The sequence below is a fragment of the Promicromonospora sukumoe 327MFSha3.1 genome (assembly GCF_000385135.1).
Taxonomy (GTDB): domain Bacteria; phylum Actinomycetota; class Actinomycetes; order Actinomycetales; family Cellulomonadaceae; genus Promicromonospora; species Promicromonospora sukumoe_B.
Genome location: NZ_ARQM01000010.1, coordinates 1,248,556 through 1,271,896, shown reverse-complemented (window position 1 = coordinate 1,271,896; position 23,341 = coordinate 1,248,556). Strand labels below are relative to the sequence as shown.

General features: G+C 72.8%; 22 protein-coding genes. All 22 read right to left on the bottom strand.

Annotated elements, in window-relative coordinates:
• Positions 1–82: 82 nt before the first annotated feature.
• The 22 genes from lgt to H291_RS0109340 all read right to left on the bottom strand — a co-directional run bounded on the left by lgt (position 83) and on the right by H291_RS0109340 (position 23,261).
• Complete coding sequence (lgt, locus tag H291_RS0109445) at positions 83–1,156, bottom strand: prolipoprotein diacylglyceryl transferase (RefSeq protein ID WP_020014745.1); 1,074 nt, start codon at positions 1,154–1,156, stop codon at positions 83–85.
• Positions 1,153–2,073, bottom strand: coding sequence for a tryptophan synthase subunit alpha (trpA, locus tag H291_RS0109440; RefSeq protein ID WP_020014744.1), 921 nt, complete (start codon positions 2,071–2,073; stop codon positions 1,153–1,155). Before trpA ends, lgt begins: the two co-directional genes overlap by 4 nt.
• Positions 2,070–3,362, bottom strand: coding sequence for a tryptophan synthase subunit beta (gene trpB, locus H291_RS0109435; protein ID WP_020014743.1), 1,293 nt, complete (start codon positions 3,360–3,362; stop codon positions 2,070–2,072). The genes trpA and trpB overlap by 4 nt, the downstream gene beginning before the upstream one ends.
• Positions 3,363–3,373: 11 nt before the next feature.
• Complete coding sequence (gene trpC / locus H291_RS0109430) at positions 3,374–4,189, bottom strand: indole-3-glycerol phosphate synthase TrpC (RefSeq protein WP_020014742.1); 816 nt, start codon at positions 4,187–4,189, stop codon at positions 3,374–3,376.
• A 220-nt stretch (positions 4,190–4,409) separates the two neighbouring features.
• Complete coding sequence (locus H291_RS0109425) at positions 4,410–4,844, bottom strand: DUF2752 domain-containing protein (protein WP_020014741.1); 435 nt, start codon at positions 4,842–4,844, stop codon at positions 4,410–4,412.
• The gene (locus H291_RS0109420) at positions 4,828–5,118 is read right to left on the bottom strand and encodes a DUF4190 domain-containing protein (protein WP_020014740.1); all 291 of its coding nucleotides are present in this window, start codon (positions 5,116–5,118) and stop codon (positions 4,828–4,830) included. Before H291_RS0109420 ends, H291_RS0109425 begins: the two co-directional genes overlap by 17 nt.
• A gap of 8 nt (positions 5,119–5,126) precedes the next feature.
• Complete coding sequence (locus tag H291_RS0109415) at positions 5,127–5,387, bottom strand: HGxxPAAW family protein (protein WP_020014739.1); 261 nt, start codon at positions 5,385–5,387, stop codon at positions 5,127–5,129.
• A gap of 61 nt (positions 5,388–5,448) precedes the next feature.
• Positions 5,449–6,132 (bottom strand): Trp biosynthesis-associated membrane protein, encoded by a 684-nt coding sequence (locus H291_RS29355; protein ID WP_020014738.1) that lies wholly within the window; start codon positions 6,130–6,132, stop codon positions 5,449–5,451.
• The gene (locus H291_RS29350) at positions 6,129–7,733 is read right to left on the bottom strand and encodes an anthranilate synthase component I (protein ID WP_020014737.1); all 1,605 of its coding nucleotides are present in this window, start codon (positions 7,731–7,733) and stop codon (positions 6,129–6,131) included. Before H291_RS29350 ends, H291_RS29355 begins: the two co-directional genes overlap by 4 nt.
• Complete coding sequence (hisI, locus tag H291_RS0109400) at positions 7,730–8,116, bottom strand: phosphoribosyl-AMP cyclohydrolase (RefSeq protein WP_020014736.1); 387 nt, start codon at positions 8,114–8,116, stop codon at positions 7,730–7,732. Before hisI ends, H291_RS29350 begins: the two co-directional genes overlap by 4 nt.
• An 82-nt stretch (positions 8,117–8,198) precedes the next feature.
• Positions 8,199–10,067: an ABC transporter ATP-binding protein gene (locus tag H291_RS0109395; RefSeq protein ID WP_020014735.1), complete on the bottom strand. Its 1,869-nt coding sequence runs from the start codon at positions 10,065–10,067 to the stop codon at positions 8,199–8,201.
• Positions 10,064–11,965, bottom strand: a complete 1,902-nt coding sequence (locus H291_RS29345) for an ABC transporter ATP-binding protein (protein ID WP_020014734.1) — start codon at positions 11,963–11,965, stop codon at positions 10,064–10,066. Before H291_RS29345 ends, H291_RS0109395 begins: the two co-directional genes overlap by 4 nt.
• A gap of 227 nt (positions 11,966–12,192) precedes the next feature.
• A complete protein-coding gene (hisF, locus tag H291_RS0109385) occupies positions 12,193–12,963 on the bottom strand; it encodes an imidazole glycerol phosphate synthase subunit HisF (RefSeq protein WP_020014733.1) in 771 nt (256 codons plus the stop codon).
• A complete protein-coding gene (locus H291_RS0109380; RefSeq protein WP_232216013.1) occupies positions 12,963–13,907 on the bottom strand; it encodes an FKBP-type peptidyl-prolyl cis-trans isomerase in 945 nt (314 codons plus the stop codon). The genes hisF and H291_RS0109380 overlap by 1 nt, the downstream gene beginning before the upstream one ends.
• Positions 13,908–14,059: 152 nt before the next feature.
• Positions 14,060–15,421 carry a Pup--protein ligase gene (pafA, locus tag H291_RS0109375; protein ID WP_020014731.1) on the bottom strand — a complete coding sequence of 454 codons (1,362 nt, stop codon included), beginning with the start codon at positions 15,419–15,421 and terminating at the stop codon, positions 14,060–14,062.
• 30 nt (positions 15,422–15,451) lie between these two features.
• A complete protein-coding gene (gene prcA, locus H291_RS29340) occupies positions 15,452–16,351 on the bottom strand; it encodes a proteasome subunit alpha (protein WP_020014730.1) in 900 nt (299 codons plus the stop codon).
• Positions 16,348–17,187, bottom strand: a complete 840-nt coding sequence (prcB, locus tag H291_RS0109365; protein WP_020014729.1) for a proteasome subunit beta — start codon at positions 17,185–17,187, stop codon at positions 16,348–16,350. Before prcB ends, prcA begins: the two co-directional genes overlap by 4 nt.
• Positions 17,184–17,381 carry a ubiquitin-like protein Pup gene (locus H291_RS0109360; RefSeq protein ID WP_020014728.1) on the bottom strand — a complete coding sequence of 66 codons (198 nt, stop codon included), beginning with the start codon at positions 17,379–17,381 and terminating at the stop codon, positions 17,184–17,186. Before H291_RS0109360 ends, prcB begins: the two co-directional genes overlap by 4 nt.
• A gap of 108 nt (positions 17,382–17,489) precedes the next feature.
• A complete protein-coding gene (dop, locus tag H291_RS0109355) occupies positions 17,490–19,151 on the bottom strand; it encodes a depupylase/deamidase Dop (RefSeq protein ID WP_020014727.1) in 1,662 nt (553 codons plus the stop codon).
• Positions 19,152–19,254: 103 nt separating this feature from the next.
• Positions 19,255–20,916 carry a proteasome ATPase gene (gene arc, locus H291_RS0109350; RefSeq protein ID WP_051109401.1) on the bottom strand — a complete coding sequence of 554 codons (1,662 nt, stop codon included), beginning with the start codon at positions 20,914–20,916 and terminating at the stop codon, positions 19,255–19,257.
• A 141-nt stretch (positions 20,917–21,057) separates the two neighbouring features.
• Entirely contained in the window at positions 21,058–22,071 is a 1,014-nt protein-coding gene (locus tag H291_RS0109345; RefSeq protein ID WP_026365570.1) for a tRNA (adenine-N1)-methyltransferase, read from the bottom strand.
• Positions 22,072–22,082: 11 nt separating this feature from the next.
• A complete protein-coding gene (locus tag H291_RS0109340) occupies positions 22,083–23,261 on the bottom strand; it encodes a site-2 protease family protein (RefSeq protein WP_020014723.1) in 1,179 nt (392 codons plus the stop codon).
• Between the last annotated feature and the right edge of the window lie 80 nt (positions 23,262–23,341).

Genomic DNA, 23,341 nt, shown 5'->3' with positions numbered 1-23,341 from the left:
CAGTCCTTGCGGGTGGTCCGGGACGACGGCGGCCCGGTCGGTCTCAGGGCTCGTCGTCCGGTGGTCCCGGCGGTCGTGCCCCTCAGGTGCGCACGGAGGCGTCCGCGTCGGACTCCTCCTGTGCTGCTGTCTTGCCTTCCTCCGGCTCGGCCTCGGCCTCGCCGGTCCCTTCGACTCCTGGGTCAGGCTCCGGCTCGGCCCGTGGGCCGGCCGGTGGTTCGTCGTCCTCAGGTCGCAGCCGTACGGACTCTTCCCTGGTGGGGAACTTGCGAGCCAGCACGATCGAGACCACCAGGGCCGCTAGGCCCAAGAGGATCGAGGTCCAGACGTTGAGGCGGAGCCCCAGCACCTGCTCCGCATCGTCGATGCGGAGCATCTCGATCCAGACCCGTCCGAGAGTGTAGAGCAGGACGTACGCCCAGAATACCCGCCCATGACCCAACCTGAACCGACGGTCTAGAAACAGCAGAACTCCGGCCATCAGGAGATTCCACAGGAGTTCGTACAGGAAGGTCGGGTGGAACAGCGTGCCCTCCGGGTACGCCACGCCCGTCGCCGGGTTGGGTACCAGGTACTCGGCGTCGATGTGCAGGCCCCAGGGCAGCTCCGTGGGCCGGCCGTACAGCTCCTGGTTGAACCAGTTGCCGAGGCGGCCGACGGCCTGCGCGACGAGGAGGCCGGGCGCGACGGCGTCGGCGAACGACGACAGCCGTACGCCCTGCCTGCGGCAGCCGATCCAGGCGCCGACGGCGCCGAGCGCCACGGCGCCCCAGATGCCGAGGCCGCCCTCCCAGACGTAGAGCGCCTGGACCGGGTCTCCCCCGCCCGAGAAGTTCTCGCCGAAGTACCGCTCCGGGGACGACAGCACGTGGTAGATCCGGCCGCCGACGATGCCGAACGGCACCGCCCAGAACGCGATCTCCAGGACGTCGTCCGGGTTGCCCCCGCGCGCCTTCCAGCGCCGGGCGGTCATCCAGACGGCGATCACGATCCCCGCGAGGATCGCCAGCGCGTAGGCGCGCAGCGGGAAGATGCCGAGGTACCAGGTGTGCTGGCCCGGGCTCGGGATCTGGGAGGGAGCGGGCGCCTGCGGCAACGCTGACAGCGCGGCGGGCAGCTCGTGCAGAGCGGCCGGCAGTGCGGTCAGCAGCGTCACAGGGCCTCTCCGGAGGTGGTCTTCGCACCGGCGGGGGTGTCGGCGGGCGCCGAGGCGCGAGCCGACCGTACCCCGGCCGCGAGGTCCTCCGTCACCTCGGCCAGATTCGTGAGACGGACCGCCCACTCGTCGTCCGGCAGCGGGCCGTCCGACAGCAGCGGACGGACCAGGGCCGAGCCGACGATGACGCCGTCGGCGAAGCGGCCGACCTCGGCGGCCTGCGCCCCCGTGGCGACACCCAGGCCCACGCAGACGTTCGGCGCGCCGGCGGCGCGCGTGTCGGCGACGAGCTGCTCGGCGCGCGAGCCCACCTCGTTGCGCACGCCGGTGACGCCCATCAGCGAGGCCGCGTACACGAAGCCGCGCGACTGGCCGGCCGTGAGCCGCAGCCGCTCGGGCGTCGAGCTGGGGGCCACGAGGAACACGCGGTCCAGCCCGTGCCTCTCGCTGGCCTCGATCCAGTCGGCGCCCTCGTCCGGGATGAGGTCGGGCGTGATGAGCCCGGCGCCGCCCGCGGCGGCCAGGTCGCGCGCGAACGCGTCCGGGCCGTACTTGAGCACCGGGTTCCAGTACGTCATGACCAGCACGGGCACGTGCGGCGCGTAGTCGTTGAGCTCCCGCACCACGCGGAACACGTCCCGCACGCGGGCGCCCGCGTCGAGCGCGCCCTGCGCCGCGGCCTGGATCACCGGGCCGTCGAGGACGGGGTCGGTGTACGGGATGCCCAGCTCGATCAGGTCGACGCCGTGGTCGACGAGGGTCTTGAGCGCCTCGATCGACCGGTCGACCGTCGGGTAGCCCACCGGCAGGTAGCCCACCAGGGCGGCCCGGTTCTCCTGCTCGCGCAGGCGGGTGATCAGGTCGGCGCTGCGGGACCCGGTGTGCGGTCCCGTCGCCGGCTCGGTCAGCGTGCTCATCCCCGGCCCTCCTGCCGCTCGAGCTCTTCCGCGGCCACGTTGTCGGCGCCGTCCAGCAGCCCGAACCAGCGCGCGGCCGTCGCCACGTCCTTGTCCCCGCGGCCCGACAGGTTCACCAGCAGCAGGAGCGGCTGGCCGTCCGGCCCGGTGCGCCCCTCGGCCGCGGCGGCCTGGCCGATCCGCAGGGCGCCCGCGAGGGCGTGCGCCGACTCGATGGCCGGGATGATGCCCTCGGTGCGGCACAGCAGGCGGAACGCCTCCATGGCCTCGTCGTCCGTCACGGGCTCGTACGTGGCCCGGCCCAGGTCGTGCAGCCAGGCGTGCGCGGGCCCGACGCTCGGGTAGTCCAGGCCCGCGGAGACCGAGTGGCTCGGCAGGGTCTGGCCGTCGTCGTCCTGCAGCAGGTAGGAGCGCGCGCCGTGCAGCACGCCCAGCGCGCCGCCGCTGAACCGCGCCGCGTGGCGGCCCGACTCGATGCCCTCACCGCCGGCCTCGAAGCCGCGCAGCTCGACGCTCTTCTCGTCGAGGAACGCGTTGAAGATGCCCAGCGCGTTGGACCCGCCGCCGACGCACGCCGCGACGACGTCGGGCAGGCGGCCGGTGCGCTCCAGCATCTGCTCGCGCGCCTCCTCGCCGATGATGCGGTGGAACTGGCGCACCATCTCGGGGAACGGGTGCGGTCCCGTGACGGTGCCCAGCAGGTAGTGCGTGGTCTCGACGTTGGCGACCCAGTCGCGCAGCGCCTCGTTGATGGCGTCCTTGAGCGTCCGCGAGCCGATCTTCACCGGCACGACCTCGGCGCCGAGCAGGCGCATGCGCGCCACGTTCAGCGCCTGGCGCCGGGTGTCCTCCTCGCCCATGTAGATCACGCACTCGAGATCCATCAGGGCGGCAGCGGTCGCGGTGGCGACGCCGTGCTGGCCCGCCCCGGTCTCGGCGATGAGGCGCTTCTTGCCCATGCGCTTGACCAGCAGCGCCTGGCCCAGCACGTTGTTGATCTTGTGCGAGCCGGTGTGGTTGAGGTCCTCGCGCTTGAGGAACACGCGCACGCCGCCCTGCTCGCCGCCCGCGTGCGCCGCGAACCGCGGCACCTCGGTCAGCGGGCTGGGCCGGCCGGTGTACTCCCGGTGCAGGCGCTGCAGCTCGGCCGCGAACTGCGGGTCGTCGGCCGCCTTGCGGAACTCGGTGTCCAGCTCCTCCAGCGCTGCGATCAGCGCCTCGGGCACGAAGCGACCGCCGTACTGACCGAAGTACGGGCCGGAGACGTCGGAAAGCTTCACGTCGCTCATCTGGGATCCCTTCAGGCCGGCCGCACGGACCGCAGCGACGGGTGGGAGCCCGCGGCGACGAGGTCCGCCACCGAGGCGCGCGGCGCGCCGTCGGTCACGAGGGCCTCGCCGACCAGGACGCCGTCGGCGCCGGCCCGGGCCATCTCCATCACGTCGTGCGGGCCACGGATGCCGGACTCGGCGATCTTGATCACGTCGTCCGGGATGTACTCGGCGAGGCTGCGGAACAGGCCGCGGTCCAGCTCGAGGGTCTTGAGGTTGCGGTGGTTGACGCCCACGACGCGCGCCCCGGCGTCGACCGCCCGGCGCACCTCCTCGAGGTTGTGCGTCTCCACGAGCGCCGTCATGCCGAGCGAGTGCACGCGCTCCACCAGCGACTCGAGCACGGTCTGCTCGAGGGCGGCCACGATGATCAGGACCAGGTCGGCCCCGTGCGCGCGGGCCTCCCAGACCTGGTACGGCGTCACGACGAAGTCCTTGCGCAGCACCGGCACGTCCACCCGGCCGCGGACGGCGTCCAGGTCGGCCAGCGAGCCGTGGAACCGGCGCTGCTCGGTGAGCACCGAGATCGCCGAGGCCCCGCCGGACTCGTACTCGACGGCCAGCGCCGCCGGGTCGGCGATCGGGGCCAGGGATCCCTTGCTCGGGCTCGAGCGCTTCACCTCGGCGATCACCGAGACGGCGTCCGCCTGCTTGAGGCGGCCGAGGCACTCGAGGGCACCGGGCACGGCGTTGGCGCGCTCCTTGAGCGCGTCGAGAGGCACGCGTGCCTCACGCTCCGCGAGGTCCTCACGAACCCCCGCGACGATGTCCTCCAGGACCGACATGTAATGAGCCTCCCCGTGCCCTTGCTCTGCCCTCGGCAGGCGGCCTCGTTCGTGCGGCTGACGACGCTGCGTGCGCCTGCTGGGACCTGTGCCCCATGGCCATGGTAGGCGGATCCAGGGTGTGGTCCTGACCACTCCCGGCCCGTGAGACGACGGCCCGTCAGATCCCGGGCCGGGTGTGGCGCGCCCTCCCCGGCGGAGCGCCTGATCAGCGCGGGGATCAGATCCAGGGGGTCAGCCAGGGCTGCAGCCACGGCAGGTTCCGCGCCACGAAGAACGCGAGCGCGACGCCGAGCGTCACCCAGCCGGCGGTGCTCGACAGGCCGCGGAACGGGCGTCCGCGGGCCGCGGCGACCAGCCAGGCGAGCCACACGACGACCACCACGGGGGCCGTGACGGTCCACAGCGCGTTGGCCGACCAGGCGCCCGCCAGGTCGAGGTGCGCCAGGTCGTGCGTGGCGCGCAGCCCGCCGCACAGCGGGCAGGCCAGGCCGGTCAGCTCCAGCAGCGGGCAGAACCCGTAGGAGCCCGCCACGTGCGGGTCGCGGAGCGCCACCAGGAGGGTGGCCGCCCCGACGGCCGCCCCGGCCAGCAGCGGCGCCCGCAGGGCGGGTGCCGTGGCCGGCCGGACGGCGGTCTCAGGAATGTGGCCCACCCGCCAGGAAGCGGACGATGACGAGGCCGATGACGAACACGAGGATCGCGAGGGACAGCCAGCCCAGCGCGACGCCGGCCAGCGCCGTCCCCTCGTTGTTGGCCTCGCCGGCGCGGACGGCGCGGCGGCCCTGGTTGCCGACGATGATCGCGGGGATGCCCGTGAGGACACCCAGGAAGAGCACGATCGACGCGATGCCCAGCACGAGCGACCAGACCCCGAGGTTGTTACGGGGGTAGGCGGCGGACGGTGCGGCCATCTCCAGGGCGGTCATGGCACCGGTTACCGCTGGACCGTCTTCTGGCCCAGGCCCAGGTTGCGCAGGACCAGGCCGATGATCAGCGAGGCGCCGACCACGACGAAGCCGAGCACGAACAGGACCAGCCACGACGACCAGGACTGGGCCACCACGACACCCCACGAGGAGATCAGCACGCCCAGCGTGATCCCGACCATCGTGACCCACGCCGCGACCGTGTGGCCGTGGTTGGTCGGCGGGACGCCCGGCGGGAGGTAGGCGATCTCAGGCTTGTTCTCGGTCATCGCAGGTTTGATGCCTTTCGTGTCGTGCGGTACGCGCCCAGCCTAACCGTTTCCGGCCGGGTCAGCGGCCCGTCGGGTCGTCGCCCCGGGACAGCGCGTCCCAGGCGTCGTGGGGGTCGATCTCGTCGTCGTCGGTGTCGTCACCGGTGTTGCCGGCGCTGTCCGGTTCGCCCGCGGGGGCGGTGCCCACTGCCGGCGCCTCGGCGTCCGGCTCGCCCGCGGTCCCGGCGGCCGCGGCCCCGGACGCACCGGCCGCCGCGCCCTGCCCCGCCCGCTCGTGGCGGGCCGACGTCGCCGTCCAGCCCCGGGCGGCGATGCCGGCCCAGACCGCGACGACGACGGCGAGCACGCCCGTGGCGACCGCGGCCCACGGCCAGGCGGTCAGCACGACGGGCGAGGTCAGCTCGGTGACGCCGCTCGTGGCGGACGCCGCGTTGGTCGCGGCGGGGACCGGGTCGCCGACGACGACGAGCGTGCTGGCCACGACGAGCACGCCGGCCGCGGCGGCGACCACGAGGGCGATGTACCGGGCCACGCGCCCGGTCAGCGCGCACGCGATGCCCGCCGCGAGCAGCACGAGGGCGCCCGCGCCGACGCCGGGCGCGGCCGAGGTGCCGGACGCGGCGACAGCCACCTCGGGCTCCAGCGCCGTGGCCACCGTCGTCGTGATCCAGGTGGGTGAGCCCGTGCCGAAGGTGAGCGCGCCCAGCACGAGCAGCGCGAGGACGGTGCGGGTGCGGGTCACTTGCCGCCTCCGGTCCGGGTCGTCGCCGCGCCCAGCGGCGCGAGCCGGGAGGCGAGCTGGACGGCCCGCACGGCGGCGGCCGCCTTGTTGCGCGACTCCGCGTACTCCAGGGCGGGCACCGAGTCGGCCACGATGCCGCCGCCGGCCTGCACGCTGGCGCGGCCGTCCGCGATGTACGCGGTGCGGATCGCGATGGCCATGTCCATGTTGCCGCCGAAGTCGAAGTAGCCGCAGACGCCGCCGTAGATGCCGCGGGAGGCGGGCTCCAGCTCGTCGATCAGGGCGATGGCCCGGGGCTTGGGCGCCCCCGAGAGCGTGCCCGCCGGGAAGGTGGCCTTGAGCGCGTCCAGCGCGCCGAAGCCCGCCCGGAGCCGGCCCACCACGGTGGAGCACATGTGCATGATGTGGCTGAACCGGCGCACCTTCATGAACTCGACCACCTCGACGCTGGTCGGCTCGCACACCTTGACCATGTCGTTCCGGGACAGGTCCACGAGCATGATGTGCTCGGCCCGCTCCTTGGGGTCGGCCAGGAGCTCCTCGCCCAGCTCGGCGTCCTCCTCGGGGTGGGCGCCACGCGGCCGGGAGCCGGCGATCGGATAGGTGGTGACGTGGCCGTCGTCCACCTTCACGAGGGTCTCCGGGCTGGAGCCCACGACGGCGAACTCGCCGCCGTCGGGCTTGGCCAGGTGGAAGTAGTACATGTACGGGCTGGGGTTGATGGTGCGCAGCGCCCGGTAGACGTCCAGCGGGTCGGCCGCGCAGGCCAGGTCCAGGCGCTGGGAGAGCACCACCTGGAACACCTCGCCGTCGCGGATCGCCTCCTTGCCCGCGAGCACGGCGTCCTCGAACTCCTCGCGCGTGGACCGGAACTCGAGCTGCGGCTCGGGCGCGTCGTCGACGACGACGGACGTGACCCGGGGGCCGCCGGCCGCGAGCCGGGCCTCCATGGCGTCCAGCCGGGCGACGGCGTCGGCGTAGGCCTCGTCGACGCGCTCGTCGGTGGCGTCGGCGTTGATCGCGTTGGCGACCAGCCAGACCGTGCCCTCCCGGTGGTCCACGACCGCGAGGTCGGTGGCCAGGCACAGCGCGAGCTCGGGGGCGCCCGTCTCGTCCGGGGCGGTGGCGGGGAGCGTGGGCTCCCAGTGCCGCACGATGTCCCAGCCGAGCACGCCCGCCAGGCCACCGGTCAGCGGCGGCAGGTTGGCCACGCCGGGCGTGCGCAACGCCGCGAGCGCCGCCTCGACCACGTCGACGACGTCGCCGGTGGTCGGGATGCCGACGGGCACGTCGCCGGTCCACACGGCCTGGCCGCCGTCGCTGGTCAGGGTGGCGCGGGACGCGACGCCGACGAACGACCAGCGCGCCCAGACGCCGGACTCCGCCGACTCGAGGATGAACGTGCCGGGCCGGCCCTGGGCGAGGGTCCGGTAGAGGCCGACGGGCGTGGCGTCGTCGGCCAGCAGGGGGCGGACCACGGGGATCACCCGGCGGTCGGCGGCCATCTCGCGGAACTCCGGCAGGCTCGGCCAGGTGCGACCCCACGGCAGGTCGGCGGGTGCGGTCGCCGTGCGGGCCTCGTGGGTGTCGAGCTGGGTCACCGGGTCTCCTCGTGTCGCTGGTCGGGTGCGCCTACGGCCGCGCCCAGGTCGCCGCCGGCCTCGAAGCAGGTGCGCGTGCCGGTGTGGCACGCCGCGCCGATCTGGTCCACCTGGACCAGCACGGCGTCACCGTCGCAGTCGAGGCTCGCGGCCTTGACGTACTGGGCGTGCCCGGACGTGTCGCCCTTGCGCCAGTACTCCTGGCGGCTGCGGGACCAGAACGTCACGCGGCCCTCGGTGAGGGTGCGGCGCAGGGCCTCGTCGTCCATCCAGCCGACCATGAGCACCTCGCCCGTGTCGTGCTGCTGGATCACGGCGGCGACCAGGCCGGCGTCGTCCCGCTTGAGTCGGGCGGAGAGCGTGGGGTCGAGAACTTCGGGCACCTGAGAATCCTGCCACGTCGCGGGCCGACGGCGGTGTGATGTCCGCCGTCGGCCCGGATCCGGTACCGGAACGTGAGCCGGGCTAGCGGGTCTGGGCGACCCAGCTCGCGTGCATCTGGGCGTAGATGCCGTCCGCGGCGGCCAGCTGGGCGTGCGGGCCGACCTCGGCGACGTGGCCCTGGTCCACCACGACCACGAGGTCGGAGGCCTCGGCGGTGGAGAGGCGGTGCGCGATGGTGATCGTGGAGCGGCCGGCGGTCAGGGAGTCCAGGGCGCGCGCGATCCGGACCTCGGTGGCGGGGTCCACGGCGGACGTCGCCTCGTCGAGCACCAGCAGGTCCGGCTGCGCGAGGTAGGCGCGGGCGATCGCGACGAGCTGCCGCTCCCCCGCCGACAGCGCCTCGCCGCGCTGCCCGACGGCCGTGTCCAGCCCGTCGGGCAGGTCGGCGACCCAGTCGGCCAGCCCGAGCTCGGTGAAGGCGTGCTCGACGGCGGCGCGGTGCCCGCTGTCCGCCTCGTGGTCGCCGGTCTCGAGCGGGGCGCGCAGGCCGTAGGCGGCGTTGTCCAGCACCGTGCCGTCGAACAGGAAGCCCTCCTGCGGCACCAGCACCACGCGCTCGCGCAGCGAGGCGAAGCTCAGGTCCCGCAGGTCGGTGCCGTCCAGCTCGACGGCGCCTGCCGTCGGGTCCATGAGCCGGGTGACGAGCTTGGCGATGGTCGTCTTGCCGGATCCGGTCTGCCCGACGACGGCCACCTTGGTGCGCGGCGGCAGGTCCAGCGTCACGCCGTGCAGCACCTCGGGGCCGCCCGGGTAGGCGAAGCGCACGTCGCGCAGCGTGACGTGCGCCGGCCCGCGCTCCTGGGTCGCCGCGCCGGGCTTCTCGGCCACCTGGACCGGCGTCTCGATGACGGCGATGACGCGCCGCCAGCCGGCCACGGCGTTCTGCAGCTCGTTGAGGATCTCGGTGGCCATCTGCACCGGGCCCGTGAAGAGCTGCACCAGGAACAGGAAGGCCACGAGCTCGCCCGCGCTCAGCCCGCCGCCCACGCCGAGGAACGTGCCCACGACGACCACGACGGCCAGCACCAGGTTGGAGATCAGCACGCCCGAGGAGAACGTCGCCGCGACCAGGATCTGGGACCGCGCCTGCGCGGTGCGGGTCGCCTCGACGGAGGCGCCGATGCGCCGCCCCGTGCGCTCGGCCACGCCGTAGGCGCGAACGGTCTCGGCGCCCACGACGGACTCGGAGATCGCGCCGAGCATCGCCCCGACGCGCTCGCGCACCAGCGTGTACGCGCGGTTGACGTACTTCTGGCCGAACCGGATCACGAGGAACATCGGGATGAACGCGATCCAGACCACGGCCGTCAGGATCGGCGAGTAGACGAGCATGAGGCCCGTCGCCACGAGCACCTGGAGCACGCTGACGAGCAGCATGATGCCGCCCCACTGCACGAACAGGGAGACCGTGTCGACGTCGTTGGTCACGCGCGAGACCAGGGCGCCGCGGCGCTCGGTGTTCTGCGTGAGCGTCGAGAGGTCGTGCACGTGCCGGAACGCCTTGACGCGGAGCGTCGCCAGGCCCGCCTCGGCCGAGCGGAACAGGCGCACGTTCACGAGCGCGGCGCACAGCGCGGCCAGGACCAGCGCCCCCGCCGCGAGGGACGCGAGGAGGGCCACCTGGCCGACGTCGGGCCCGCCGTCGGCGAGCACGCCCACGTCGATCGTCTGCTGCACCGCGAGCGGCACCACGACGCGCCCGGCGGCCGCGAGCGACGCGAGCAGCAGCGTGACCCAGAGTCCCCTGGTGATCTCGGGGCTGATCTCGATGCCGCGGCGCAGCGTCGCGAAGACGCCCAGGCCGCTGGCCGACTCGATGCGCGCGCCGTCGGCGTCGAGCAGGTCCTCGGGCACGTCGGCCACGTCGGGCTCGTCCGTCACCGCGGTCATCGGGACACCTCTTCCAGCTCGTCGTCCAGCGTTCCGGCGGCGGCCTCGTCGGCCCGTTCCTGCTCGCGGCGCTCGGTCTCGGCCTCGTACGCCGTGGCGAGCTCGCGGTAGCCGGGGTCGCGCGCCATGAGCTCGTCGTGCGTGCCGACGTCGACCACGCGGCCGCCGTCGACGTGGACGACGCGGTCCGCGAGCGCCACCGACGACATGCGGTAGGCGACCATGATCACGGTGGTGCCGGGTGCGTCGGGCGTGGCGGCGGCGGGGGTGGCGGCCGGGGCCGCGCCCTCGGCCGGGGTCTCGCCGCCGGTCCCGGCGGCCAGGCCGCGGAGGATCTCCTGCTCCACGCGGGGGTCGACGGCGCTGGTCGCGTCGTCGAGCACGAGCAGGCGTGGGGCCCGCACGAGGGCGCGGGCGATGGCGAGGCGCTGCCGCTGCCCGCCGGAGAGGTTGGCGCCGCGCTCGCCCAGCGGCGCGTCGAGGCCGCCGGCCATCTCGCGCACGGTCTCGTCGAGGCGGGCGAGCCGCAGGGCGTCCCACACCTCGTCGTCGGACGGCGTGCCGGGCGTGCCCGGGTCGGCGAGCGTGACATTGCCGCGCACGGTGTCCTCGAAGATGAACGTGGTCTGGGTGACGAGCGCGACCTGGGCCGGGATCTCGCCGTCGGCGAGGGTGCGGGCGTCGACGCCGTCGAGCAGCACCTGCCCGCGCGTGGGGTCGGAGAGCCGGGCCAGGAGGCTCACCAGGGTGGTCTTGCCGGCCCCGGTGGTGCCGACGACGGCGACCGTGGCACCCGGCTCGACCGCGACGTCCACGCCGTCGAGCAGCGTGATCGAGCGGCCGCGGGCCCCGCTGATCGCGGGGACGTCGACGCCGACGTCGGTCAGGCGCACGGACATGCCGGTGCGGCCGGCGTCCCGCGGCAGGCGGGCGTCGCCGTGCTCGAGGGCGCCGGTCGCGTCGGCGACCTGCGCGATGCGCTCGTAGCCGACCAGGGCGCGGGGCAGCTCGCCGAGCACCCAGCCGAACGCCTGCACGGGCACGGTCATCATCGTGAGCAGGTAGGCGGCGGTCACGAGGTCGCCCGGTTCGACGGCGCCGGCGGCGATGCGCCAGGTGCCGACGGCGAGCACCAGGAGCGTGCCGATCGACGGCAGGGTCTGGATCACGGGGTCGAACAGCGAGCGGACGATGCCGACCCGGACGTTCGCGGCACGCAGCTCCTGCGTGCGAGCGCCGAACCGGCTCTCCTCGCGGTCCTCGGTGCCGAGCGCCTTGACCAGCAGCGCCGCCTCGAAGCTCTCGTGGGCGACGTCCGCCACGTCGCCGCGCAGACGCTGCGCCCGGGTCACGGCCGGCGACATGTGCCGCTGGTACACGGCGTTCACGGCGATCGTGACCGGGATGATCGCGAGGGCCGCGAGCGCCAGCCAGGGGTCGATCGCCACCAGCAGCGCCACGGAGACACCGATCATGACCACGACGCCGAGCGCGAACGGCAGCGGGTTGAAGACGCCGGTGGCGGCCTCGGTGTCGGACGTGGTGTGGTTCAGGAGCTGGCCGGCGGGGTGCGAGCGGTGCCAGGAGACGGGCAGCCGCAGGTACTGCCGGGTCAGGGTGGTGCGGTGGTCGGCCTGGATGCCGACGAAGCCGAACCCGGCCCAGATGCGGCGGCCGGCGACGGACAGGGCGAGCGAGAGGGCGACGGCACCGAGCACGAGGCCGGCGATCCAGACCCGGTCCTGGGCGGCCTCGTCGCCCCCGATGGCCGGGACGACGACGGAGTCGGTGGCCCAGCCGACGGCGCGGCTGACGGCGACGGTGAGCGCGCCGAAGAGACCGGAGGCGCCCACGGCCAGCACGTAGATGCCGGGGTGGGCGCGCATGCCGCGCCACATGACAGAGATCGAGCGGCGCACACGAGAGCCCTGAAGGGCCATCGGGGTGGGTCGCGGGGCTTCTGGGGGCACGGCAAGACCTCGCTTCCTGGGGGGACCCCGCAATTTTCTCATGGCGAGGGAATCGATTCGACGGATTTACGCCGAGGGCGTCAGCCCCCGGCGTCACCGACGCTATGACCTCAACTCAGGTCGAGGTCAAGGAAGTCCCGGGGAGGCGGGCCGGCTCAGCGGACGTCGAGGCCGGCGGCGCGCATCGCGTCCTTGACCTGGCCCACCGTGAGCTTGCCGAAGTGGAAGACCGACGCGGCCAGGACGGCGTCCGCCCCGGCCCGGGCGGCCTCGACGAAGTGCTCGGGGGTGCCTGCGCCGCCCGAGGCGACCAGGGGCACGTGCACGCGCTCGCGCACGGCGTGCAGCATCTCCAGGTCGAACCCGGCGGTGGTGCCGTCGGCGTCCATCGAGTTCAGCAGGATCTCGCCGGCGCCGAGCCGGGCGGCCGTCTCGGCCCACTCCACGGCGTCGATCCCGGTGCCGCGGCGGCCGCCGTGCGTGGTGACCTCGTAGCCCGAGGGGGTGGTGACGTCGCCGGTGACGCGACGCGCGTCGACGCTCAGGGTCAGCACCTGCGAGCCGAAGCGCTGCGCGATCTCGGCGATCAGCTCCGGGCGCGCGATGGCGGCCGTGTTCACGCCCACCTTGTCGGCGCCCGCGCGCAGCAGCCGGTCGACGTCGTCCGTGGAGCGGACGCCGCCGCCCACCGTGAGCGGCACGAAGACCTGCTCGGCGGTGCGGCGCACGACGTCGACCATGGTCTCGCGGTCGCCCGACGAGGCCGACACGTCCAGGAACGTGAGCTCGTCGGCGCCCTCGGCGTCGTACCGGCCGGCGAGCTCGACGGGGTCGCCGGCGTCCCGCAGGTCGGCGAAGTTGACGCCCTTGACCACTCGGCCCGCGTCGACGTCCAGGCACGGGATCACTCGGATCGCGACGGACATCAGCCCTCCTTCTTCTTCGGTGCTTCCTCGTCCTCGGCGAGGGCCTGGTGCGCGTCGAGGATGTCGACGACGTACACCACCGTCTCGCCGGCGAGGCTGCTGCTGGTGTTGGCGTACCCGCTCCCCGGCGGGACGACGAGCATCACCTGGGACCCGACGGTCTGCTCCAGGAGCCCCTGGTCCCAGCCGTCCACGAGCCGGCCGATGCCGATCTCGGCGGACTGGGGCGGGGTGTCCTCGGTCCACGTGGTGTCGACCACCTCGCCGTCGCTCCAGCGGACGGCGGTGAACTCCACGGTGAGGATCTGGCCGGCCCGCACCTGCGGCCCGGAGCCGCGCAGCAGCGGGTGCACCACGAGGTCGGTCGGCGGTTCGACGCCGCGCGGGATGCGCACGGTCGGGGCGCCCAGGTCGTCCAGGCGCACCTGCGGCAGCTCCTTGCCCGGCGGCACGCCCTCCGTGCCGGACGCCCGGGCGGGCAGCACGTCGACGACCAGCAGCACAGGGACGCCGTCCTGCTCCTCCATGAGCGCCAGGCGGGTGCCGACGCGGCGGCCCTCGAGCGCCGCGAACAGGTGGTTGCCGAGCGAGTTCTCGGTCATCGTGTACGCCGCGGGCGCGGTGCGGAACGTGTTCTGCAGCTCGGTGCCGTCGCGGCCGTCCTGCGCGTACAGGTTCAGGAGCACCGGGTCGTCCCGCTCCAGCACGTCGCCGGTGCCGGGCCAGACCATGCGCGAGCCGGGCTGCACCACCTCGAACGGCTTCTCGTACTCGAGCGTCGGCGGGGCGTCGCTGCCGCCCGTGACCTGCAGCGGCGCCTGCGACACCGAGGACGTCGGGGCCGGGCCCACCTCGACCGGCAGCGAGGCCGGCGTGCACGCGGTGGTCACGGTCACCGCGGCTGCCGCCAGACCGCCGACGAGGACGCGTACCCAGGAACTCACGCGCGTAAGTCTCCCATGCCGTGACGACGGAGCCGGAACGGCGGTCCGGGAACGACGGTGCCCCGGGAACAGGCCGTAGCCGGTTCCCGGGGCATCGTCACGTGCCGCGCACAGCTCGGGTCATCTGCTCCCGGGCCGTCTGCGCACGGCGCTCACATGCTCTCGATGAGGCGCTCCACGCGGTCGTCCACGCTCTTGAACGGGTCCTTGCACAGCACGGTGCGCTGCGCCTGGTCGTTCAGCTTGAGGTGCACCCAGTCGACCGTGTAGTCCCGCCGCGCCTCCTGTGCCGCCCGCACGAAGTCTCCGCGCAGCTTGGCCCGGGTGGTCTGCGGCGGCAGCGCCGTCGACTCGAAGACCTCCAGGTCCGTGGTGACCCGTTCCACCATCCCGCGGGCGGCGAGCAGGTTGTACAGGCCCTCCGTGCGGGAGATGTCGTGGTAGGCCAGGTCGAGCCGGGCGATCCGGGGATCGTCGAGCCCCAGGTCGTGCTTCTCCTGGTAGCGCTTGATCAGCTTGAGCTTGATGACCCAGTCCAGCTCCCGGTCCACGAGGGACAGGTTCTCCGCCTGCAGGGCGCGCAGCCCGCGCTCCCACAGGTCGAGCACCTGCTTGACCACCGGGGTGACCTCGAGGTTGGCCTCCACGAGCTCGCGGGCGCGCTCGTAGTACTCCGACTGGATCTCGATCGCCGTCATGGTCCGGCCGTTGGCCAGCGTCACGGCGTGCTTGCCCGTGCGGTCGTGGCTGATCTCCCGGATGGCCCGGATCGGGTTCTCCAGGGTGAGGTCCCGCATCGGGACGCCCGCCTCGACCAGGCGGAGCACCAGGTCGGTGGTGCCGACCTTGAGCATCGTGGTGGGCTCCGCCATCGACGAGTCGCCCACGATGACGTGCAGCCTGCGGTACAGCTCCGCGTCCGCGTGCGGCTCGTCGCGCGTGTTGATGATCGGCCGGGACCGGGTGGTGGCGCTGGAGACGGCCTCCCAGATGTGGTCGGCGCGCTGCGAGAGGCAGAACACCGCACCGCGCGGCGTCGAGAGCACCTTGCCCGCCCCGACCAGGATCTGGCGGGTGATCAGGAAGGGCACCAGCACGTCGGACAGCCGCGAGAAGTCGCCCGACCGCCGCACCAGGTAGTTCTCGTGGCAGCCGTAGGAGTTGCCCGCCGAGTCGGTGTTGTTCTTGAACAGGTGGATGCGTCCCGGCAGGTCCTCGTGCTCCAGACGCTGCTGCGCGTCGGCCACGAGGCCCTCCAGGATGCGTTCGCCGCCCCGGTCGTACGAGACGAGCTGCCGCACGTCGTCGCACTCCGCCGTCGCGTACTCGGGGTGCGAGCCGACGTCGAGGTAGAGGCGGGAGCCGTTCCTCAGGAACACGTTCGAGGAACGGCCCCACGCCACCACCTTCCGGAACAGGTAGCGGGCGACCTCGTCGGCCGACAGGCCACGCCCGTCGTCGGCCGCGCACGTGACGCCGTACTCGGTCTCGAGACCGAAGATCCTGCGGTCCATGGATTCCCCTCCCGTTCGCGGAACCTGGCTTTATTCTTCGGCGCCGGGCGTGGTGCCGGTCGCGCCCGGCCCCTCGTCCGGCTTCTCCTTCGCCGGGGATTCCTCGGCGGTCTCGTCCGCGGGGGTCTCCGGGGGCACGGTGTCCGCCGTGCTCAGTCCCGGCGTCGCCGAGCCGGTGGCGACGTCGTCCGCGGGCGGGAGGTCGTCCGCGGGAGCCTCGTCCGACGACGCCGGGGCGCCCTCGGCCAGCAGGTCGGCCAGGACCTGCCGGTTCAGCCGCCGGAACGCCCGGCGCGGGCGGTCGCGCTCCAGGACCGCCACCTCGAGCTGGGCCGCCTCGATGGTGCGCGGCGTGGAGCCGTCACCCGAGCCGAGCGCCGCCACGGCGAGCCGCAGCGCCTCCCCCAGCGACAGGTCGGCACGCCAGCCCTCCTTGACGCGGCGGCCGAGCTGCTCGGCCTGGCCGCCCATGACGACGAAGCCGTGCTCGTCGGCCACGGTGCCGTCGTAGGTGAGCCGGTAGATCTGGTCGTCGGCGGCCGTGGCGCCCACCTCGGCCACGACGATCTCCACCTCGAGCGGCTTGGACTCGGTGATGAAGACCGTGCCGAGCGTCTGCGCGTAGGCGTTGGCCAGGCCACGCGCCGTCACGTCGGACCGGTCGTAGGAGTACCCGCGCATGTCGGCGTACCGCACGCCGGCGACCCGCAGGTTCTCGAACTCGTTGTACTTGCCCACGGCCGCGAACGCGATGCGGTCGTAGATCTCCGAGATCTTGTGCAGCGCCCGCGAGGGGTTCTCGGTGGCGAAGGCGATGCCGCCCTCGTAGGCGAGCACCACCACGGACCGGCCGCGCGCGATGCCCTTCCGGGCGAAGTCCGCCCGGTCCTTCATCAGCTGCTCGGGCGAGACGTAGAACGGCATGTTCATGCGATCGACCCCCTCTCGCGGCGCTGCGCCACGATCTGCTCCGCCACGCGGGAGATCTCCGCGTCCTCGATCCGGTCGTAGCCGTCCACGGTCACGGTGGCCACCACGGGGAAGATGCCCCGCACGGTGTCCGGGCCGCCGGTGGCCGAGTCGTCGTCCGCGGCGTCGTACAGCGCCTCGACCGCGACCTGGACCGCGGCGTCCGCGTCCATCCCGCGCCGCCACAGCTTCTTCAGCGCACCCCGCGCGAACAGGGAGCCCGAGCCCACGCCGTGGTGCTCGTGCTCCTCGTAGCGCCCGCCGGTGGCGTCGTAGCTGAAGATGCGGCCCGTGCCCTTGTCCAGGTCGTAGCCCGCGAACAGCGGTACGACGGCCAGGCCCTGCATGGCCATGGGCAGGTTGCCGCGCAGCATCGTGGCCAGGCGGTTCGCCTTGCCCGTCAGCGACAGCAGCGAGCCCTCGATCTTCTCGTAGTGCTCCAGCTCGAGCTGGAAGAGCCGGACCAGCTCCAGGCCGATGCCGGCGGAGCCGGCGATGCCGACCGCCGAGTACTCGTCGGCCGGGAACACCTTCTCGATGCTGCGGCTGGCGATCATCGGGCCGGCGGTGGCCCGCCGGTCACCGGCCAGCAGGACGCCGCCGTCGAAGGTCACCGCCACGATCGTGGTGGCGTGCGGGGAGAGGGTCGCCGGGTCGGTCGTGCCCGCGGGCACGTTCCGGTTCCCGGGCAGGCGGTCGGGGGCGTACTCGGCCAGGAAGTCCACGAAGGACGACGATCCCGGACGCAGGAAGGCGTCCGGGAGTCGTCCTGCGAAGTTGTCTGCGTTCAGGTTCACTGCCCACCCTTCTGGACGAATCCGCGCACGAACGACTCGGCGTTGGTCTCCAGCACCTCGTCGATCTCCTCGAGCAGGGCGTCGACCTCGTCGTCGTCCTTCTGCGGTGCCGCAGTGGCCGCAGCCGGGGTGTCGGCGTCGTCGTCGGGAGTGCGGTCCTCGTGTGACGGGTTGATTCTTTCCTGACCGGCCATGATCGCCTCCTGGTGATTCTCTGACGTAACGCTGGTCTTGCAGCCTAGGCCCTGAGCCTTGGTGTTGACCCTAGGTTCGACCCTAGAGGCAGACACCGACATCGAAGGTCACCTTCGCCCGGAGAGTCCGGCGAGCAGCGCCGCCGCGTCGGGGCTCGCGTCGAGCAGGGCGCCGATGTGGCGCCGGGTGCCGCGGGTCGGGTCGAGCATCGGCACGCGCTGCAGCGCCTGGGCGCCGTCGACGTCGAAGATCACCGAGTCCCAGCTCGCGGCGGAGATCTGGCTGCCGTAGCGCGCCATCACCTCGCCCCGGAAGTAGGCCCGGGTGTCCGACGGCGGGTGCTGGACCGCCCGTGCGACGGACTCCTCGTCGACGATGCGGTCCACCGCGCCCTTGGCGAGCAGCCGGTGGTAGATGCCGCGCTCGGGGCGCACGTCGGACCACTGCAGGTCCATCGCGTGCAGGCGCGGGTGGTCCCACTCGAGGTTGTCGCGCGAGCGCAGGCGGTCCAGCAGGCGCAGCTTGGCGACCCACTCCACCTCGCGCGCGCAGTCGGCCGGGTCCGTGCCGAGCCGCTCGACCACGGAGGCCCAGCGGTCCAGCACGGCGTCCGACTCCGGGTCGGTGCCGAGCACCTTCAGGGAGCGCCGCACGACGTCGGCGACCTCGCCCTGGAGCTCGAGCGCCGTCATGGTGCGGCCGTCGGCGAGGTCGAGCGCCGCGGTCAGGTCGAGGTCGCGCGAGACCTTCTGGACGTCGCTGACGGGCGAGGCCAGGCGCAGGGCGCCCAGCTCGCCGCGGGCGTCCACGCCGGCCTCCGCCAGCTCGTCCAGGTGCTCGAGCACCCACAGGACCAGCGACGTCGTGCCCGTCTTGAGGTAGGTGGGCACCTCCATGAGGTTGGCGTCACCGAGGATCAGATGCAGGCGCCGCCAGCGCTGCCTGTCCGCGTGGGGCTCGTCGCGCGTGTTGACGATCGGCCGCCGCAGCGTGGTCTCCAGGCCGATCTCGGCCTCGATGTAGTCCGCGCGCTGCGAGATCTGGAAGCCGGGCGTGCCGCTCGTGGCGCCCAGGCCGACCCGGCCCGAGCCCGTGAAGACCTGCCGCGTGACCAGGAACGGGGTGATGAGCTCGGCGAGCGTGGTGAACGACAGCGCGCGGTCCACGAGGTAGTTCTCGTGGGTGCCGTAGCTGGCGCCCTTGCCGTCGACATTGTTCTTGTAGAGCACGACCTCGCTGCCGGGGAAGCTCGACAGCTCCCGCAGCGCGGCGAGCATGACCCGCTCGCCCGCGACGTCCCAGCGCACGATGTCCTCGGGCGTCATGACCTCGGGCGAGGAGTACTCGGGGTGGGCGTGGTCCACGTAGAGGCGGGCGCCGTTCGTGAGGATCACGTTGGCGGCGCTCGGGTCGTCGTACTCGTCGGCGGCGGGCCGCTCGACCTCCTGGGTCGAGCCAGGCCGGCGGCGGCCCCGGCCCGGCAGGCCGGGCTCCACGACGGGCACCTGCCCCGTGACGGGGCCGGACGGCGCGGGCCGCGTCGGGTCGTCGGTCAGCATGGAGGGCTGCGCCGAGGCACGGTCGAGGTGGAACCCGCGCGCGTCCTGCAGCGGGTCCTCGTCGTCGTAGTCCCAGCGCGCCTTGCCACCCGCCCCCTCGGCGCGGGTGGAGATGGCCCGGTAGGTGGTCACCACCTGGCTCGACAGCAGCATGGGGTTGGCCAGGGGACGGCCAGGCTGCAGCACTCCGTACTCGGTCTCGATGCCCATCACACGACGCACGCTCACGTCCACCACCCTATGCCGGAGTAGTCCCGATGGTCGGGCAGGTCCGCGCCCGTTCGACGGACGCGGACCTGCCCGGGTTGTGTCGTCAGAGGTACTGACCGGTGTTCTGGACGGTGTCGATCGTGCGGGGCGTTGCGCCCTCGCCCTTCTTCTGCACGATGGTGCGGATGAAGACGATGCGCTCGCCCTTCTTGCCGCTGATCCGCGCCCAGTCGTCGGGGTTGGTCGTGTTCGGGAGGTCCTCGTTCTCCTTGAACTCGTCGACGCAGGCGGTCAGCAGGTGCTCCACGCGGATGCCCTTCTGCCCCGTGGCCAGGAAGTCCTTGATCGCGTTCTTCTTGGCCCGGTCCACCACGTTCTGGATCATGGCGCCCGAGTTGAAGTCCTTGAAGAACAGGGTCTCCTTGTCCCCCGAGGCGTAGGTGACCTCGAGGAACTGGTTCTCCTCGTCCTCGGAGTACATGCGCTCCACGACCGAGGTGATCATGCCGTCCAGCGCCTCGCTGACGTTGTTGCCGTACTCCGCCAGGTCGTCGGAGTGGATCGGCAGCTCCTTGGTGAGGTACTTGCCGAAGACCTCCTTGGCGCCCTCGGCGTCCGGCCGCTCGATCTTGATCTTCACGTCGAGCCGCCCCGGGCGCAGGATGGCCGGGTCGATCATGTCCTCGCGGTTGGAGGCGCCGATGACGATGACGTTGTCGAGCCGCTCGACGCCGTCGATCTCGGCGAGGAGCTGCGGCACGATCGTGGTCTCGACGTCCGAGGAGAGGCCGGTGCCGCGGGTGCGGAACAGCGACTCCATCTCGTCGAAGAAGACGACGACGGGCATCCCCTGGCTGGCCTTCTCCCGGGCACGGGCGAAGATCAGGCGGATGTGCCGTTCGGTCTCACCGACGTACTTGTTGAGCAGCTCCGGACCCTTGACGTTCAGGAAGAAGCTCTTCACCTCGGGGTTGCCCCCGTTGGCCCGCGCCACCATCCCGGCGAGCGAGTGCGCCACGGCCTTGGCGATGAGCGTCTTGCCGCAGCCGGGCGGGCCGTACAGGAGGACGCCCTTGGGCGGGCGCAGCCCGTGCTCCCGGAACAGGTCGGGGTGCGCGAACGGCAGCTCGACCGCGTCCCGGATCGCCTCGATCTGCGGGCCGAGACCACCGATGTCCTCGTACTCGATGTCCGGGACCTCCTCGAGGACCAGCTCCTCGACCTCGGACTTGGGCACGATCTCGAACACGAAGCCGCTGCGGGTGTCGACCGTGAGCGAGTCCCCCACGCGCAGCGGGGCGTCCATCACCGAGCCGGCGAGGCGCACCACGCGCTCCTCGTCGGCACGGCCCACCACGAGCACGCGGTCACCGCCCAGCATCTCCTTGACGGTCACCAGCTCACCGGTGCGCTCGTACTCGCCCGCGCCGACGACGGTCATCGCCTCGTTGAGCTTGACCTCCTGGCCCGGGCGCAGCCGCGTGACGTCCAGGCTGGGGCTCGCTGAGACATGCATCTTGCGGCCGGCCGACGAGATGTCCACCGAACCGTCGGAGTGGGCTCCGAGGAAGACGGCGTAGGTACCCGGTGGCTTGGCCAGGTCGTCGAGCTGTTTCTTGAGCTCGACTATCTGATCGCGCGCCGCGCGGAGGGCTTCCGCGAGGCGTTCGTTCTTTGCTGAGAGGAGGGCAATCTGTCGCTCGTAGTCGCGGCTTGGCAAAGACTCGTGCTCGGGATGGTTGTATCCTGACGTGTTCTCGGTCATGACATCCCCTCTCGTAGGGCCCGGGAGGCGACCATATGACGCAAACGCCTCCGAGAACAGCACTCTAAGCACAGTCACTGACACTCCGGGAGTAAGAACACCCGTTTGAGACGTCCGGGGTACCCGATCGTTACAGCCCGTTCACGCGGGAGGGGGGTTCTCCGTGTCGGGTGCAACACCGAGGTCACGTCGGACCTTTCGGATCTTCTTGTCCGATATCGCGCGCTCGCCGAGCTCCTCCGGCGACCACTCGGCCTCGGCCGTCACGGGGTACGCACCCTTGGCAGGACGCCGTTTCCGCTCGGGCGGGACCACGCCGTCGGCCAGGCGACGGGTGGTGATGAGGAAGCCGGTGTGCCCGATCATCCGGTGCTCGGGGCGGACGGCGAGACCCTCCAGGTGCCAGCCGCGGACCATGGTCTCGAAGGCCGCGGGCTCGGCGAACCGGCCGTCCGCGCGGAGGTCTTCTGCTGTGCGCGAAAGTTGGGTCGTGGTGGCCACATAGCAGACAAGGACGCCGCCGGGCGCGAGCGCGGTCGCGACGGCGTCGACGTTCTCCCACGGGGCGAGCATGTCCAGGACCACGCGGTCGACGGTGCCGGGCTCGGCCACCTCGGGCAGCACGTCGGCGAGGTCGCCCACGGACAGGTTCCACGCCGGGTGCGGCCCGCCGAAGAAGGTCTCCACGTTGCCCTGGGCGATCGCGGCGAAGTCCTCGCGGCGCTCGATCGAGTGCACGTGGCCGGCGTCGCCGACCGCGCGCAGCAGCGACATGGTCAGCGCGCCCGAGCCCACGCCGGCCTCGACCACCCGGGCACCCGGGTAGATGTCGGCCATGGCGACGATCTGCCCGGCGTCCTTGGGGTAGACGACGGCGGCGCCGCGCGGCATCGACAGCACGTAGTCGGCCAGCAGCGGGCGCAGCGCGAGGTACTCGATCTCGGCCGTGTTCACGACGACCGAGCCCTCCGGCTGCCCGATGATCTGCTCGTGCTTGAAGTAGCCCTTGTGCGTGTGGAAGGTGCCGCCCGGCTGCAGCGTGATGGTGTGCAGGCGGCCCTTGGGGTCGGTCAGCTGGACCTTGTCGCCCACTCGGAACGGGCCGCGGCGCAGCTCGGCGCCGGTGGCGGTAGGGGCATCGGTGGGTGTGGTCACGACCGACCAGTCTAGGTGCCCCGCACCGCCCGGGCGACGTCGGCGAGGTCGAGCACGCCGGTGACCCGGCCCTGCTCGACGACCGGGACCAGCCGGGCGCCGCCCGACCGCGCGGCCAGGTGGTTCAGCAGGTCGGTCCCCGACATCCGCGGGTCGACCTCGCTGCCCCGCACGAACGGCACCGCCACGGCGTCGACCTGGGTCGTGTGCCGCGCGGCGGGCGGCACCGCGGCGACGGCGTCGTCGTCCAGCACCGCGATCGGGACGCCGCCCTGCCCCACCACGACCAGGCGGTGGGCCGCGGCGCCGGGCACGCCGGCGGCGGCCGCCGCCGTCCGCGCGGACAGCGCCTCGTCGAGCGTGGCGCCGAGCGAGACGGTGAGCGCGGGGACCGCGAGACCCGCCGCGGTCAGCGCGGCGACGGCCTCGCGGCGGCGGCCGTTGGTGATGGCAGCGCCCGCGCCCGCCCAGAGGAACGCGCCGATCAGGGCCGACCACAGCACCGTGGTGATGTCCGGCCTGGCGCCCACCACCAACGGCACCACCAGGGCCCAGAGCAGCACGCCGACGGCGACGACGCGGCCCACCCAGCCGGCCGCGATGGTGCCCCGGTTGCGCTTGCCGGTGACGGCCCAGACGAGCGACTCGAGGATCTGCCCGCCGTCCAGCGGCAGGCCCGGCAGCAGGTTGAACACGCCGACGAAGGCGTTGGAGACCGCGCCGGCCCAGAGCAGGAGCGTCGGCACGTTCATCACCGGCGACGCCTGGAAGGCGACCCAGAACCCGCCCGCGAGCACCAGGTTGGTCAGCGGCCCGACGACGGCGACGAGAAAGCCGTCGAGCGGCCGGCCGAGGCCGCCGGTGTAGGCGGTGTGGCCACCCCAGATGGTGATGGCGAGCTCGGTCACGTTCTGGCCCCGTGCCCGGGCGACCAGCGCGTGCGCGGCCTCGTGCAGGAACACGGAGCCGAACAGGAGCAGCACGAACACGAACGCGACGAGGTAGGCGCCCGCCCCGAGGTGGGGCGCGAGCCCCTGCACGGTGGGCAGGAAGAGCAGGGTCAGCACGATGGCCGCGAGGAACCAGGACCGCGTGACGATCACGGGTGCGCCGGCGACGCGGCCGATCACGATCCCCTTCGAGCGTTCCGGGGCGGGTGCGGGCGTGGAGGCGGGCTCCGAGGTGGTCACCGGACAAACCTAACCGGCCGCGGGGCGTGCGGGTGACGGCACGCTGTGGACAACTACCGGGGGATGTCGGTGGCCGCCCC